This window comes from Burkholderia paludis, from assembly GCF_000732615.1.
Lineage (GTDB): Bacteria > Pseudomonadota > Gammaproteobacteria > Burkholderiales > Burkholderiaceae > Burkholderia > Burkholderia paludis.
The window spans coordinates 235,664-249,606 of sequence record NZ_JPGL01000006.1; the positions used below are offsets into that span (position 1 = coordinate 235,664).

At 68.6% G+C, this 13,943-nt stretch carries 11 protein-coding genes; 7 read left to right on the forward strand and 4 right to left on the reverse strand.

Going from position 1 to position 13,943, the window contains the following annotated elements:
• Nucleotides 1–73 precede the first annotated feature (73 nt).
• Both GQ56_RS0103725 and poxB read left to right on the forward strand, forming a co-directional pair.
• The gene (locus GQ56_RS0103725) at nt 74–601 is read left to right on the forward strand and encodes an Lrp/AsnC family transcriptional regulator (RefSeq protein WP_031397369.1); all 528 of its coding nucleotides are present in this window, start codon (nt 74–76) and stop codon (nt 599–601) included.
• 233 nt (nt 602–834) lie between these two features.
• Nucleotides 835–2,556, forward strand: a complete 1,722-nt coding sequence (gene poxB / locus GQ56_RS0103730) for a ubiquinone-dependent pyruvate dehydrogenase (protein WP_031397370.1) — start codon at nt 835–837, stop codon at nt 2,554–2,556.
• Between the two features lie 174 nt (nt 2,557–2,730).
• Here poxB and GQ56_RS0103735 read toward each other — a convergent pair whose 3' ends face one another.
• On the reverse strand, nt 2,731–3,648 hold the full coding sequence (locus GQ56_RS0103735) for a LysR family transcriptional regulator (protein WP_031397371.1): 918 nt from the start codon (nt 3,646–3,648) through the stop codon (nt 2,731–2,733).
• A 118-nt stretch (nt 3,649–3,766) separates the two neighbouring features.
• On the opposite strand from GQ56_RS0103735, the gene GQ56_RS0103740 reads away from it, so the two are divergent.
• The 4 genes from GQ56_RS0103740 to GQ56_RS0103755 all read left to right on the forward strand — a co-directional run bounded on the left by GQ56_RS0103740 (nt 3,767) and on the right by GQ56_RS0103755 (nt 8,758).
• Complete coding sequence (locus GQ56_RS0103740; protein WP_031397372.1) at nt 3,767–4,750, forward strand: aldo/keto reductase; 984 nt, start codon at nt 3,767–3,769, stop codon at nt 4,748–4,750.
• 373 nt (nt 4,751–5,123) lie between these two features.
• Complete coding sequence (locus tag GQ56_RS0103745) at nt 5,124–6,563, forward strand: alkaline phosphatase (protein ID WP_031397373.1); 1,440 nt, start codon at nt 5,124–5,126, stop codon at nt 6,561–6,563.
• A 32-nt stretch (nt 6,564–6,595) separates the two neighbouring features.
• Nucleotides 6,596–7,987, forward strand: coding sequence for an alkaline phosphatase (locus tag GQ56_RS0103750; protein ID WP_031397374.1), 1,392 nt, complete (start codon nt 6,596–6,598; stop codon nt 7,985–7,987).
• Nucleotides 7,988–8,020: 33 nt separating this feature from the next.
• Complete coding sequence (locus tag GQ56_RS0103755) at nt 8,021–8,758, forward strand: hypothetical protein (RefSeq protein WP_031397375.1); 738 nt, start codon at nt 8,021–8,023, stop codon at nt 8,756–8,758.
• A 124-nt stretch (nt 8,759–8,882) separates the two neighbouring features.
• On the opposite strand, the gene GQ56_RS0103760 is transcribed toward GQ56_RS0103755, so the two are convergent.
• The 3 genes from GQ56_RS0103760 to GQ56_RS0103770 all read right to left on the reverse strand — a co-directional run bounded on the left by GQ56_RS0103760 (nt 8,883) and on the right by GQ56_RS0103770 (nt 12,310).
• Entirely contained in the window at nt 8,883–10,022 is a 1,140-nt protein-coding gene (locus GQ56_RS0103760; RefSeq protein ID WP_031397376.1) for an acyltransferase family protein, read from the reverse strand.
• Complete coding sequence (blaOXA, locus tag GQ56_RS0103765; protein WP_031397377.1) at nt 10,019–10,831, reverse strand: OXA-1043 family class D beta-lactamase; 813 nt, start codon at nt 10,829–10,831, stop codon at nt 10,019–10,021. Before blaOXA ends, GQ56_RS0103760 begins: the two co-directional genes overlap by 4 nt.
• Before the next feature lie 327 nt (nt 10,832–11,158).
• The gene (locus tag GQ56_RS0103770) at nt 11,159–12,310 is read right to left on the reverse strand and encodes a porin (protein ID WP_031397378.1); all 1,152 of its coding nucleotides are present in this window, start codon (nt 12,308–12,310) and stop codon (nt 11,159–11,161) included.
• A gap of 575 nt (nt 12,311–12,885) precedes the next feature.
• Here GQ56_RS0103770 and GQ56_RS0103775 point away from each other — a divergent pair.
• Nucleotides 12,886–13,923 (forward strand): ABC transporter substrate-binding protein, encoded by a 1,038-nt coding sequence (locus GQ56_RS0103775; protein WP_031397379.1) that lies wholly within the window; start codon nt 12,886–12,888, stop codon nt 13,921–13,923.
• The last annotated feature ends 20 nt before the right edge of the window (nt 13,924–13,943 follow it).

Consider the following 13,943-nt stretch of genomic DNA (forward strand, 5'->3'; position numbering starts at 1 on the left):
GATTTTATTGGGAATTTGCCGGCGGATAGTGTAAATATTCCGGAATCGACACGAGACAGGGAATATTCGAACCATGAACGCCCCCGCGAAGCGGCTCGACCGCATCGACATCGGCATCCTGAACCAGCTTCAGCAGAACGCACGGATCACGAACGCGGAACTGGCGCGCGCGGTGAACCTGTCGACGACGCCGTGCTTCAACCGCGTGCGCGCGCTCGAGAAGCTCGGGCTGATCCGGCAGCAGGTCACGCTGCTCGATCCCGAGCCGCTCGGGCTGCGGATCAACGTGTTCATCCAGGTGAGCCTCGAAAAGCAGGCCGAGGACGCGCTGCAGCGCTTCGAGGAGGCGATCTCGCAGCGGCCCGAGGTGATGGAGTGCTATTTGATGTCGGGCGACGCCGACTACCTGCTGCGGGTCGTGATGCCCGACATGCGCACGCTCGAGCGCTTCATCATCGAGCGCCTGACGACGATTCCCGGCGTGTCGAACATCCGTTCGAGCTTCGCGCTGAAACAGGTGCGCTACAAGACCGCGCTGCCGCTGCCGGCGGCGGGGCTCACGCTCGTCGATCCGGACGAAGCCGCGTCCGACTGGAGCTGAGCGCGCACCGTCCGCCTGTCCGTTCGCCGACACGACGTTGACGGAACCATGACACCCGCCGCGCCCGTCGCGCCGGATCGAACCAATCGCGCGCCGGCGCCTCATACGGCAGTCGGTCGGCCTGCGCCGTCGCGCCGCCGCGCGGGTCGATGGCGTATGCTCGGCCGGTCGGTGCCGGTTGCGCACGCACGACCGGTTCCTGTGTGTCTCGATCCATCCACAGCGAGGGCATCATGGCAAGACAGTCGATGGCGGAATACCTGGCGAAGACACTCGCGGCAGCGGGCGTCGAGCGCATCTGGGGCGTGACGGGCGACAGCCTGAACGGCCTGTCGTTCAGCCTGAGCCAGATCGGCTCGATTCGCTGGATGCACACGCGGCACGAGGAAAGCGCCGCGTTCGCGGCCGGCGCCGATGCCGCGTCGACCGGGCGGCTCGCGGTGTGCGCGGGCAGTTGCGGCCCCGGCAACCTGCACCTGATCAACGGGCTGTACGACTGTCACCGCAATCACCAGCCGGTGCTCGCGATCGCCGCGCACATCCCGTCGACCGAGATCGGCCTCGGCTACTTCCAGGAAACCCATCCGCAGGAAGTGTTCCGCGAGTGCAGCCATTTCGCGGAACTCGTGACCAACGCGTCGCAGTTCCCGCGCGTGCTCGCGCGCGCGATGCGCACCGCGATCGACGAACGCGGCGTCGCGGTGATCGTGCTGCCGGGCGACATCGCGCTCGGCGACGGCCCCGACGAAGCCCCGGCATGGAGCGCGGCGTCGCCGCCGTCGATCGTGCCGGCGGAGGCCGATCTCGACCGGCTCGCGGCGCTGCTGAACGGCTCGGACGCGATCACGCTGCTGTGCGGCAGCGGCACGCAGGGCGCGCACGACGAGGTGGTCGCGCTGGCCGACACGCTCGGCGCGCCGGTCGTGCATGCGCTGCGCGGCAAGCAGTTCGTCGAATGGGACAACCCGTTCGACGTCGGGATGACCGGGCTGATCGGCTTCAGCTCGGGCTATCACGCGATGGACTCGTGCGACACGCTGCTGATGCTCGGCACCGATTTCCCGTACCGGCCGTTCTATCCGGCGAACGCGAAGATCGCGCAGATCGACTGGAAGGGCTCGCAGCTCGGGCATCGCGCGCCGCTCGCGCTCGGCCTCGTCGGCACCGTGAAGGAAACGCTCGCGGCGCTGCTGCCGCGTCTCACGCGCAAGACGCAGCGGCGTTTCCTCGAGAATGCGCTGAAGCATTACGCGGCCGCGCGCAAGGGCCTCGACGATCTCGCGGTGGCCGAGCCGCCGGGCCGCGCGATTCATCCGCAATACCTGACGAAGATCGTCGACACAGTCGCGGCCGAGGACGCGATCTTCACGGCCGACGTCGGTACGCCGACGCTGTGGGCCGCGCGCTATCTGACGATGAACGGCAAGCGGCAACTGCACGGCTCGTTCAACCACGGCTCGATGGCGAACGCGATGCCGCAGGCGCTCGGCGCGCAGGGCGCGCACCCGGGGCGGCAGGTGGTGTCGCTGTCGGGCGACGGCGGGCTGTCGATGCTGCTCGGCGATCTGCTGAGCGCGCGCCAGCTCAAGCTGCCGGTCAAGATCGTCGTGTACAACAACAGCCTGCTCGGCTTCGTGTCGATGGAACTGAAGGCGGCCGGCTATCTCGACACCAACGTCGACCTGAGCCCGACCGACTTCGCGGCGATCGCGAAGGGCGCGGGCATCTTCAGCGTGCGCGTCGAGCATTCGGAGAACGTCGAGGAAGCGTTGCGCACCGCGTTCGCGCATGACGGGCCGGCGGTGGTCGACGTCGTCACGTCGAAGTACGAGCTTGCGATGCCGCCGAAGATCGAGCTCGCGCATGCGAAGGGGTTCAGCCTGTTCATGCTGCGCGCGATCCTCAGCGGGCGCGGCGACGAGATCGTCGAACTGGCGCGAACCAACCTGCGGTGAGACCCGCCGCGCGGCGCTGCTGCGGGCAGCGCCCGTGGCGTACCGCATCGACGCCCGCGCCGGGGTGCATTCGGCGTCGCATGACGAATCGAACACCCCAAGGACATGGCGCAGGCGTGCGCCGCACGGCACGGCATCGGCCGCGATGAGGTTCCGGTGCGCTTGCGCGTGCGTTCAGGCCGGCGTCGCGTCGCACCCGGTGGCCGCCCACTCGCGCACGGCCTCGACGAACAGCCGCAGCGCCGCCGGCGGATGCCGGTTCGCCGGATAGTAGAGGCACAGGCTGTCGAACGTCTGGCTCCACCCGGGCAGCACCTGCACCAGTCGCCCCGACGCCAGATGCTCGGCCACGCGCGATTCCGTGACCCACGCGATCCCGATGCCGGCCAGCGCCGCGTCGATCATCAGCGTCTGGTTGCCGAGCGTCAGCGGCCCGTCGACGTCGACGCTCACGCGCCTGCCGTCGCGCATCAGGTCCCAGCGATAGAGCGCGCCGCTCTCGAAGCGGTAGCGGATGCACGCGTGACGGGCGAGGTCCTGCGGGCTGTCCGGCGGCGCGTGCCGCGACAGATAGCCGGGCGATGCGATCGCGACGAAGCGCATCGGGCCGCCGAAGCGCACGGCGATCATGTCGCGCGGCACGTCCTCGTGCACGCGGATGCCGGCGTCGAAGCCGTGTTCGACGATGTCGATCAGCCGCGAATCGACGACGAATTCGATGTGAATGTCCGGGTAGCGGGCGACGAAGGCCGGCAACACGTGCCGGATCAGCGGACGCGACGCGGCTTCCGATGCGTTGATCCGGATCTGGCCGGACGGGCGGTTGCGAGCGCTCGCGGCGTCGTTCAGCGCGTCCTCGAGATCGGCCACCGCGGGCCGCACGCGCACCAGCAACTGTTCGCCGGCCGCCGTCAGCGCGACCGAGCGCGTCGTGCGGTTGAACAGGCGCACGCCGAGCCGTGCCTCGAGATGGCGGATCGCATGGCTCAGCGCCGACGGCGAGACGCCCAGGATGCGCGCCGCGCCGCTGAAGCTGCGCTGCTCCGCGATCGTGATGAAGCTCGTCAGTTCGCCGATGTCGGTGCGCTGCATTCGTGAAAATTCCTCAATAACGCATGAAATGGTACGCCGATTGTTGAGCGGTATACATCAACCTACACTGGGTCATCGGCGTTCCGTCGATCGTTTTCACCTTCAGCAGGAGAGATTCATGCAAACACGCAAGCTTGGAAACAGCGGCCTCGAAGTCTCGGCGATCGGGCTCGGCTGCATGGGATTGAGTTACGGCTACGGCCCCGCGACCGACAAGGCGAGCGGCATCGCGCTGATCCGCGCCGCGTTCGAGCGCGGCGTGACGTTCTTCGATACGGCGGAAGCGTACGGCCCGTTCGTCAACGAGGAACTGGTCGGCGAAGCGCTGGCGCCGTTTCGCGACCAGGTCGTGATCGCGACCAAGTTCGGCTTCAAGAATGCCGAGCCGATGACGGGCGTCGACAGCCGGCCGTCGCATATCCGCGATGTGGCCGAGGCGGCGCTGAAGCGGCTGAAGATCGATCGCATCGACCTGTTCTACCAGCATCGCGTCGATCCGGACGTGCCGATCGAGGACGTGGCGGGCACCGTCAAGGACCTGATCCGCGAGGGCAAGGTCGCGCACTTCGGGCTGTCGGAAGCCGGCGAGCAGACGATTCGCCGCGCGCACGCGGTGCAGCCGGTGGCCGCGCTGCAGAGTGAGTACTCGCTGTGGTGGCGCGAGCCGGAGGAACGAATCCTGCCGACGCTCGAGGAGCTCGGCATCGGCTTCGTGCCGTTCAGCCCGCTCGGAAAGGGCTTCCTGACCGGCGCGATCGACGCGAGCACGACGTTCGCCGCGAACGACTTCCGCAACGTCGTGCCGCGTTTCTCGGAGGAAAACCGCAAGGCCAACGCGGGCCTCGTCGATCTGCTGGGCCGCATCGCCGCCGACAAGGGTGCGACGCGCGCGCAGATCGCGCTGGCCTGGCTGCTGGCCCGCAAGCCGTGGATCGTGCCGATTCCGGGCACGACGAAGCTGCACCGGCTCGATGAAAACGTGGGGGCGGCCGCCGTCGCGCTGACCGCCGACGACCTGGCCGCGATCGAGACGGCGCTGCGGCAGATTCGGATCGTCGGCGAGCGTTATCCGGCGCACTTCCAGCAGCGCATCGACCGCTGAACGGGCACGGCGACGGGCGCGCGGCACGGGCGCGCCCGTTGCGTGACCGGGGCGTTTTTACGTCGCTCCGGGCCCGCGTTTTCCGGAATCGATCCGGTTGCCGCGCTTTCCGTCGCGGGCCGATATGGCCGACAGGCGCATGCACGGGCCTCGTGTCGCGGCCCTGCGCCGCCGGGGAAACGGCGTGCCGAAGCCGGCGGCGCAACCGCGCGGGGGGCGATGACGAAGCCGGACGCGCGGGAAGCGCGGCCGCGCACCGCATCCTTTCAAAATAAATACACTTCCTTCCAGTTTCCATTCATATCGGCGTCACATCCGGTTCCTACCATCGCCTTTCATTTCGAAAGCATCAACGGCGGGGAGAACCGGCAACATGAATCGAATCAAACTGGCGGCGCTGCTGTGTGCCGGCGCCTTTGCGCTGGCCGGATGCGGCAGCGACGACGGCCCGACCAGCACGTCGCCCGCACAGCCGCCCGTGCAGGCCGCGGCGCGCAACGTGATCTTCTTCCTCGGCGACGGCATGGGGATCACGACGCTGACGGCCGCGCGCATCTATGCGGTCGGGGAAGACGGCGCGCTCACGATCGACACGCTGCCGGAATCGGCGTTCGTGAAGACGTATTCCAACGACGCGCAGGTGACGGACAGCGCGCCGTCGATGTCGGCGTACATGACCGGCGTCAAGACCAACAACGAAGTGATCTCGATGTCGCCCGACACGAAGGCGATCGAGCCGACCGCCGGCCTCACCGGCAACTGCGGCGCGAACAACGGCAAATCGGCGACGACGCTGCTGGAGATCGCGAAGGCGAAGGGGTGGGCGACGGGCGTCGTGACGACCACGCGCGTCACCCATGCGACGCCGGCCGCGACCTACGCGCACGTCTGCCATCGCGACGCCGAGAACGACATCGCCGCGCAGCTCGTGCCGGGCGGCGCGGGCTACAACGGCGCGCTGGGCGACGGCGTCGACGTCGTGCTGGGCGGCGGCACGCAGTTCTTCGTGCCGAAGGACGGCGGCGGCAAGCGCACCGACGGGCGCAACCTGGTCAACGAGCTGAAGGCGAAGGGTTACGCGTTCGCGCAGAACCGCGACGACCTGCTGGCGGCCGATGCGACGAAGAGCGGCAAGCTGGTCGGCCTGTTCTCGTCGAGCCACATGAGCTACGACCTCGATCGCGGCGCGACGAAGGAGCCGAGCCTCACCGACATGGCGACGCGCGCGCTCGACGTGCTGCAGAAGAACCCGAACGGCTATTTCCTGATGGTCGAAGGCGGCCGGATCGACCACGCGCTGCACGACACCAACGCGAAGCGCGCGCTGCAGGATACGGTCGCGTTCGACAACGCGATCAAGGCGACGATCGACAAGGTGCGCAAGACCGATCCCGACCTGAAGAACACGCTGATCGTCGTCACGGCCGACCACGACCACACGCTGGTGCTGAACGGCTATGCGGCGCGCACCGGCAAGACCGAAGCGGGCAAGCCCGGCGTGCTGGGCGTGTTGCGCAGCTACCAGACGGGCGCGGTGGCGAAGGATGCGGACGGCTCGCCGTACACGATCATCGGCTTCGGCAACGGCGAGAACCGCGTGCAGGGCAGCCGCGCGGGCACCGCGCTCACCGACGCGGTGGCGGGCGCCGACGACTATCGCCAGGAGGCGGTCGTGCGGATGGACAAGGGCAACGAGACGCACGGCGGCACCGATGTGTTCCTCGGTGCGATCGGCCGCGGCGCGGATGCGTTCCACGGCGTGATCGAGAACAGCAAGGTCTTCGAGCTGGTGCGCAACGCGGTGCAGCTTTGAGCGCCGACCATACGGGTACAGGGGAATACAGGATGTCGATCATCAAGTGCATCGCGGCGGCGCTGGCCGTCGCGGGTTTCGCGGGCGGCCCGGCGCAGGCCGCCGGCCAGGCGAAGAACGTGATTTTCTTTCTCGGCGACGGCATGGGGCCGACGACCGTGACGGCGAGCCGGATCTACAAGGCCGGCGAGTCCGGGCAGCTGACGATGGAGAAGCTGGCGCGCACCGCGCGCGTCAAGACCTTCTCGAACGACGCGCAGACGACCGACAGCGCGCCGTCGATGGCCGCGTACATGACCGGCGTGAAGATGAACAACGAAGTGCTGTCGATGTCGTCCGACACGCGCGCCGTGGCGCCGGGCAGCGACGCCAACGGCAACAAGACCGTCAACAACTGCGCGCCCGGCAACGGCCAGCCGGCCGCGACGCTGCTGGAGCTGGCGAAGGCGCGCGGCAAGGCGGTGGGCGCGATCACGACGACCGAGCTCACGCACGCGACGCCGGCCGCGACCTATTCGCACATCTGCCATCGCGACGCGCAGTACGACATCGCCGCGCAGGCGGCGCCGGGCGGGGCCGGCTACAACGCGGCGCTCGGCGACGGCGTCGACGTGCTGATGGGCGGCGGACGCAACCACTGGACGCCGTTCGATCCGGCAACCAACAAGCGTGGCCGGGCCGACGGGCGCAACCTGCTCGCGGAGATGAAGGCGAAGGGCTACACGGTGGTGGCCACGAAGGACCAGCTCGCGCAGGCCGGCAACGGCAAGCTGATCGGGCTGTTCAGCTCGACGAGCCATCTCGAGTACGAGCTGGACCGCGTGGCGGGCAAGGGCGAAGGGCCGTCGCAGCCGAGCCTGGCGGAGATGACGTCGAAGGCGATCGACGTGCTGTCGAAGAATTCGAACGGCTACTTCCTGATGGTCGAAGGCGGCCGGATCGACCATGCGCTGCACGGCACCAACGCGAAGCGCGCGCTCGAGGACACGGTGGCGTTCGACGAAGCGATCCGCGTCGCGCTGTCGAAGGTCGATCTGTCGAACACGCTGATCGTCGTGACGGCCGACCACGACCACACGATGACGATCAACGGCTATTCGAAGCGCGGCAATCCGATTCTCGACATCAGCCGCAACTATCGCGACGGCCAGCCGAGCAAGGATGCCGACGGCAATACCTACACGACGCTGGTGTTCGGCAACGGCGCGAACCGGCCGAACGTGCGCACGTCGGTCGATTCGGCCACCGCGACGCACGAGGCGTATCTGCAGGAAGTCGGCGTGCGGATGGGCAGCGCGGGCTCGGAGACGCACGGCGGCGGCGACGTGATGCTGTTCGCCGACGGGGCGGATGCGAAGGCGTTCAAGGGGACGATCGACAACACGAAGGTGTTCGGGCTCGTGCGCTCGGCGTTCGGTTTCTGAGCGCGGCGACGCCACGATGAACGGGAACCTGCGATGAAACGCCACTTCCTCTGCGCGCTCGCGTGCGGGCTGGCCGCGGCCTCCGCGTTCGCCTCGGCGGATCTCGACGCCGTGCTGCTGCACGAGAGCCGCACGGTGACGGCCGACGGCGTGACGCGCACCACGACGTATCGCGAACGGATGGTGCGGCGCGACGGGCATGTGTGGGTCGAGCGCGTGCTGCCGGTCGCGGCGGCGGGCGGTCACGACGACGAGCACGATCATGACCACGCGCCGCGCGCCGGCGTGCAGCCGGCCGCCGCCCGCGCCGGTCACGCCGGCCACAAGCACTTCAATTTCCAGGCGGCCGCGCGGCACGTGACTTACGACGGCAAGGCGGCGCGCATCGAGTATGTGGATGCGGCGAACCGCACGGTGGTCAGCGTGCCGCCGGCCGAGTACGAAACCACGGGCTTCGACGGCTCGTGGGACAACGCGTATTACGTGACGCCGCCGTCGCAACTGAAGCGGCTCGCGGTCGCGAAGCGCGGTGACGCGCCCGGCACGCGCTGGTACGAGCAGGCGGTCGACACGCCCGGCGCGCGCGGCGTGAACCGGATCCTGTGGAGCGAGAAGTGGCAGGCGCCGCTGTCGGTCGAGTACCGGAGCGCCGACGGCAGCGTCGTGCGCAAGCTGACGTTGACGCCGGCGGCGGCCGCGCGGCGGGAGACGTTGCCGTGGCAGGCGCTCGCCGGCTATACGCGCAAGGAATACGCGGACTATCTGGACTGAGCAACGACGCGTACGCGGGGTTTGCGGTCGGGCCGGCCCGTATCGTCACGCGATACGGCCGGGCCCTGGCCGGTTTTTTCTCGTCGGCTTCGCACCGCGCCCGGCCGCGATCGCCGACGCCGCGCTAGAAGCGCGCGCCGTCCGGCACGCGCGCCGCGGGCCGCGACGCGATCCGCTTGACGAAGCGGTCGAGCGGGTTGGCATAGCCGCGCGCGATCGCCGCGCTCAGCGCCACCGACAACACCAGGTAAGCGATCAGCAACGGCAGCTTGACGTCGCCGTGCGTGGTCGACGGCGGCCAGAACGTGCGCAGCCCGCCGAGCACGATCAGGTGGAACAGGTACAGCTCGTAGCTCAGCTTGCCGGCCCGGCGCAGCGGCGCGAGCAGGCGGCCGTGCGCGCGCTCGCCGTCGACGTGCGCGCCGATCAGCAGCACGGCCGTGCCGAGCGCCATCGCGGTGACGCCGGCGACGTGGCTTTCCGCGATCGGCCAGGCCAGATACAGCGCGGCCATCGCCGCCGCGACGGGCCACTGCACGAACGGCGCGGCCAGCAGGCGTCCGTTCACGCGCTCGGCCAGCAACGCGGTGCAGCAGCCGATCGCGATGCCGTCGAAGGACGCGAAGTACGCGTACAGGAACCCGCCTTCGTCGCCGGCGTGCGTGAAGCGGTACACGGGCCCGATCGCGGCGATGACCACCCAGAACGCGACGAGCCGCGCCTCGCGGCGCAGCGCGATGCACAGCAGCGGAAACGACAGGTAGAACACCTCTTCCACCGACAGCGACCACAGCACGCCGAGCGCGTAGTTGACCCAGCCGTAGGCGCCGATCAGCACGTTCATCCAGAACGTCAGCGATGCGAGGTTCACGAGCCAGAACGACACGGCGATGCCCTGCGGCGCGTGGTTCTGGAAGATCGGCACGCCGGCCGCCGCGAGGCCGTTGACGAGCGCGAGCAGCAGCAGCAGGCACGGGACGATGCGCGCGACGCGCGACACGTAGAACGCGCGCACGTCGACCGCGCCGAGGTTGCCCCAGCGGCGCCGCGCGTTCGACGTGATCAGGTAGCCGGAGATCACGAAGAACATCGTCACGCCGTAGTTGCCGTTGCGCACGACCGCATCCACCGCGTCCCAGCCCAACGCACGCGTGAGCGACGCGTTGCTCAGCGAATACGGGATGTCGAAGTGATGCAGCAGGACCAGCAGGATCGACACGCCGCGCAGCAGGTCGATCCGCGCGTTGCGCGGGCCGGCGCTCATTGCGGCCTCCCGACCGGTTCGGCGAGGGCCGGCAGCGCCGCCAGGAACGTATCGCGTGCGCGCAGGCCGGCGTTCGGCGTCTGCCGCTGGTCGTCCTGCATCAGGTACGCGAACACGAGCGTGCGCGGCCCTTTGGCCGCCCAGCCGACGAACCAGCCGTATGCGTGCGACGCATCGTACCTGGGCCCCGGCGACCCGGTGCCCGTCTTGCCGTGCACGATCCAGCCGCCGGGCTGCGCGTCGATCAGCGTGATGCGCTCGGTCATGTCGTACGCGTGCGCGCTGACGGGCAGCGTCCGGTTCGCGATCTTGCGCATGAAGCCGATCTGTTCGAGCGGCGAGATGCGCAGCGACGAATTGACCCATGCGCCCATCACGCCGTTCAGTTCGCCCTGCGGGCTGGTCGCGTCCGCGTTGCCATAGCCGAACGCGTTGGTGTACTGCTGGAAGCGCGCCTGCCCGAGCGCCTGCGCGACCTGCTGCGAATACCAGAAAACCGACAGCTTCATCCAGCGCGCCGGATCGGTCGGCTCGCGCCACGGCGCGCCGCCCCAGTCGGGGTAGCCGTCGTGGAAGTCGAGTGTCGGCGTGTGCTCGTCCTTCAGGATGCCCGCATCGAAGCCCATCAGGCTGAGGGCAACCTTGAACGTCGACGCCGGCGTCACGCGGGTCGCGCAATCGCCTTGCTGCACGAGCACCTGGCCGGTGGCGGCGTCGGCGACGACGGTGCAGAGCGGGCGGGCATGGGAAGTCGCGGCGGCCAGAAGGCCGGCGGCGAAGGTGAACAGCGCGCGGCGCCAGTGCTTCAAGTGACACTCCTTGGGGATCTGTGGCAGGCGCACGGTGCGGGCGGAAGGCGGCAGGCCGTGCGTAATGAAGGCGACGGCCGGCATCGGGAAAGATGGGGAGGGCGGCCGTCGCGCAGGCCCACAGTGTATCGACGGATCGTGGTCCGTTGTCCTGTCACGGTTGACGGGGCCGTTGCATGCCCATTGGCCCGTTTCGGCGGCGGCGGCCGGTCACGCGCCGCGGCGCCCATGAAAAAACCCGCCGGCAGGCGAGGGCCTGCGGGCGGGCGAAGACACCTCGGGCCGACCGGCGCGGGTGCCGCGTGAAGAACGGAGAACCGGGGCGCGTCAGAACTTGTGGCGCAGCGCGATGCGCACGGCCACCTGGTTCGACGTCGACGATGGTGCGTCGGTGCCGGGGATGAACGCGTTGTCGAGGATCGAGTTCGTCTTGTCGCCGGCGATGTGCTGGTACGCGGCCTGCACGTACACGTCGGTGCGCTTCGACAGGTTGTAGTCGGCCATCAGCCCGGCCGAGTGGATCTTCGGCTTCGCGTCGCCGGTCGATGCGTCGTACTTCTCGAGCGACAGCACGTACTGCGCGCCGACCATGAACGCCGGCGTGATCTGGTAGGCGCCGTTGATTTCGAAGTTCTGGTACTTGATCGCGCTGACCGTCGCCCCCGGCGCGATGATCGCGCCCGGCGTGCCGAGGTAGCCGTTGCCGGTGGGGTTCGTGTAGTTCGAGTTGGTGTACACGAAGCCGAGCGTCGCGGGACCGAACGTGTAGTTGATGCCCGCGCCGAACACGCGCATGCGCTCGGCGATGTAGCTCGCGTCGTTCGCGGTGATCGCGCCGGCCGAGCCGTCGCCCGGATGGTTCGCCTGCAGGTACGCGGCGCCGACCAGCAGGCCGTTGTTCTGGTACTGCGCGCCGAAGCTGTACGCGCGGTTGTCGGAGAAGTTCGTGCTGTTGCTGAAGCTGTACGCGCCGCCGAACTGGAAGCCGCCGAAGTTCGGGCTTGCGTACTTCACGGTGTTGTCGAGGCGGAACGAGTTGTCGGTGTTGTCGTTGTCGAACGGGTGCGCGAGCAGGTAGCCGCCCCAGTTGCCGTTGGCCGTGGTCGGCGCGAGATAGTCGACGACGGAGTCGTACTGGCGGCCGAACGTCAGCGTGCCGTACTGCGTCTGGCTCAGGCCGACGTACGCCTGGCGGCCGAACATGCGGCCGCCCTGGTTGAGCCGGCCGGTGTTCACGTCGAAGCCGTTTTCGAGCTGGAAGATCGCCTTCATGCCGCCGCCGAGATCTTCGCTGCCCTTCAGGCCCCAGCGGCTGCCCTGCGCGTAGCCGCTCGCCATCTCGTAGACGTGGCCGGTGCCGACGTTGTTCGTGTAGTTCAGGCCTTCGTCGATCACGCCGTACAGCGTGACGCTGCTTTGCGCGAATGCGGGGGACGCGAAGGCGGTCGTTACGGCCAGCGCCGTCAGGGTCTTTTTCATTGAGAGATCTCCGGGATATCCAGCTTCTTGTATCGGTTGTCGTGAGCGCGTCCGGCGAGGCGCGCTCCGTCATCCGGGGCGATCCGGCGCAGCGCGTGCGGCGCCGGAAACGCGCGGTGCGCGGCGGCGCGGCGACAGGCCGGGTCGGGTCGTGTCTCCTCCGATGACACCCCGCATTCTTCCCAAGCCGAAAAGGAATCGAAAGCGAGTAATTTCGATGGATGGAATCGGGTTCGCCAATGGGGGGCGACGCGCGGTTTCGACAGGCGAAACGCCTTGCGCGGCGCCCGGGGGCCGCGGCGGGCCGGGCCCGCGCCGCGCGGGGGTGCGACGCCGCGCGCGCGGTCTCCCGCGCGGGCCCGGGAAATCGGCCGGGAAGCCCGTCCGGCGGGGCTGACGAGGCGTGCGGAGATCGATTGGCGCTGCCGATTGCAATGATCGGAATTACTCGTTTCCCTAAATAAATTGGCGGCTCAAACATGCAGGCTGACCGGACGAGGATGCGCTCACGATTCGCCGGCCGCCGCGCATGCCGCGACGCACAAACTACAGATTCGATTTGGAGACGACCCACCATGCAGATTCGACGACTGAAAACGGTCCTTCTCGCCGCCGCGGCGATCCTGTCCGCGCCCGCGGCGCATGCGGCCGGCGGCGCGTGCGCCGACGGCAAGACGGTCCATTTCGCGGGCATCACGTGGGAGAGCGGCTCGTTCGCGACCGAAGTGCTGCGGCAGATCATGGAGAAGGGCTACGGCTGCAAGACGGACGTCGTGCCGGGCAGCACGGCCGCCACCGAAACGGCGCTCGCGCGCAACGACCTGCAGATCTGGGCCGAGCAATGGACGGGCCGCAGCGAGATCACCGCGAAGGCCGTCGCGTCCGGCGCGGTGAAGCTGATCGGCGACACGCTGCCGGGCGGCACGACGGAAGGCTGGTTCGTGCCCGACTACGTGGTGAAGGGCGATCCGGCGCGCAACATCAAGCCGGTCGCCGCCGGGCTCGTGTCGGTCGACGATCTGCCGAAGTACAAGCAGGTGTTCGCCGACGAGGAGGAGCCGGACAAGGGCCGCTTCCTGAACTGCCCGACCGGCTGGGACTGCGAGCGCGTGAACACGCGCCTGCTGAAGGTGCTGAAGCTCGACCAGTCGTACACGAATTTCCACCCGGGCACGGGGGCGGCGCTCGACGCGGCGATCGCGTCCGCGTACCAGCGCGGCGCGCCGATCGTGTTCTATTACTGGGGCCCGGCCGCGCTGATGGCGAAATACAAGTTCACGGCGCTGAAGATGCCGGCCTATAACGAAGCATGCTGGAAGACGCTGCGCGACGAGAGCAGCACGCACCAGTGCGCGTCGTCTTACATGGTGTCGCGGCTGACGGTCGGCGTGTCGAAGCCGTTCGCCGATGCGAACCCCGATCTGGTCGGCGTGTTCGGCAAGGTGCGCTTCCCGATGGAGTTCCTGAACCAGACGATCCTCGAGATGACGACGAAGAAGATCGACGGCGCGGCGATGGCCACGCAGTTCCTGAAGACCCGCCCGGACCTGTGGAAGCAGTGGGTGCCGGCCGACGTCGCGCAGAAGATCGCCGGCAGCCTGAAGGGCGCGTAACCTGCGCGCGGCGGCGGGCC

Excerpts from the sequence above, each read along its gene's own strand:
- GQ56_RS0103770 (WP_031397378.1), bottom strand. The coding sequence starts at position 12,310 with ATGAAAAAGACCCTGACGGCGCTGGCCGTAACGACCGCCTTCGCGTCC.
- GQ56_RS0103745 (WP_031397373.1), top strand. The coding sequence starts at position 5,124 with ATGAATCGAATCAAACTGGCGGCGCTGCTGTGTGCCGGCGCCTTTGCG.
- GQ56_RS0103725 (WP_031397369.1), top strand. The coding sequence starts at position 74 with ATGAACGCCCCCGCGAAGCGGCTCGACCGCATCGACATCGGCATCCTG.
- GQ56_RS0103740 (WP_031397372.1), top strand. The coding sequence starts at position 3,767 with ATGCAAACACGCAAGCTTGGAAACAGCGGCCTCGAAGTCTCGGCGATC.
- GQ56_RS0103755 (WP_031397375.1), top strand. The coding sequence starts at position 8,021 with ATGAAACGCCACTTCCTCTGCGCGCTCGCGTGCGGGCTGGCCGCGGCC.
- GQ56_RS0103775 (WP_031397379.1), top strand. The coding sequence starts at position 12,886 with ATGCAGATTCGACGACTGAAAACGGTCCTTCTCGCCGCCGCGGCGATC.
- GQ56_RS0103750 (WP_031397374.1), top strand. The coding sequence starts at position 6,596 with ATGTCGATCATCAAGTGCATCGCGGCGGCGCTGGCCGTCGCGGGTTTC.
- poxB (WP_031397370.1), top strand. The coding sequence starts at position 835 with ATGGCAAGACAGTCGATGGCGGAATACCTGGCGAAGACACTCGCGGCA.
- GQ56_RS0103760 (WP_031397376.1), bottom strand. The coding sequence starts at position 10,022 with ATGAGCGCCGGCCCGCGCAACGCGCGGATCGACCTGCTGCGCGGCGTG.
- GQ56_RS0103735 (WP_031397371.1), bottom strand. The coding sequence starts at position 3,648 with ATGCAGCGCACCGACATCGGCGAACTGACGAGCTTCATCACGATCGCG.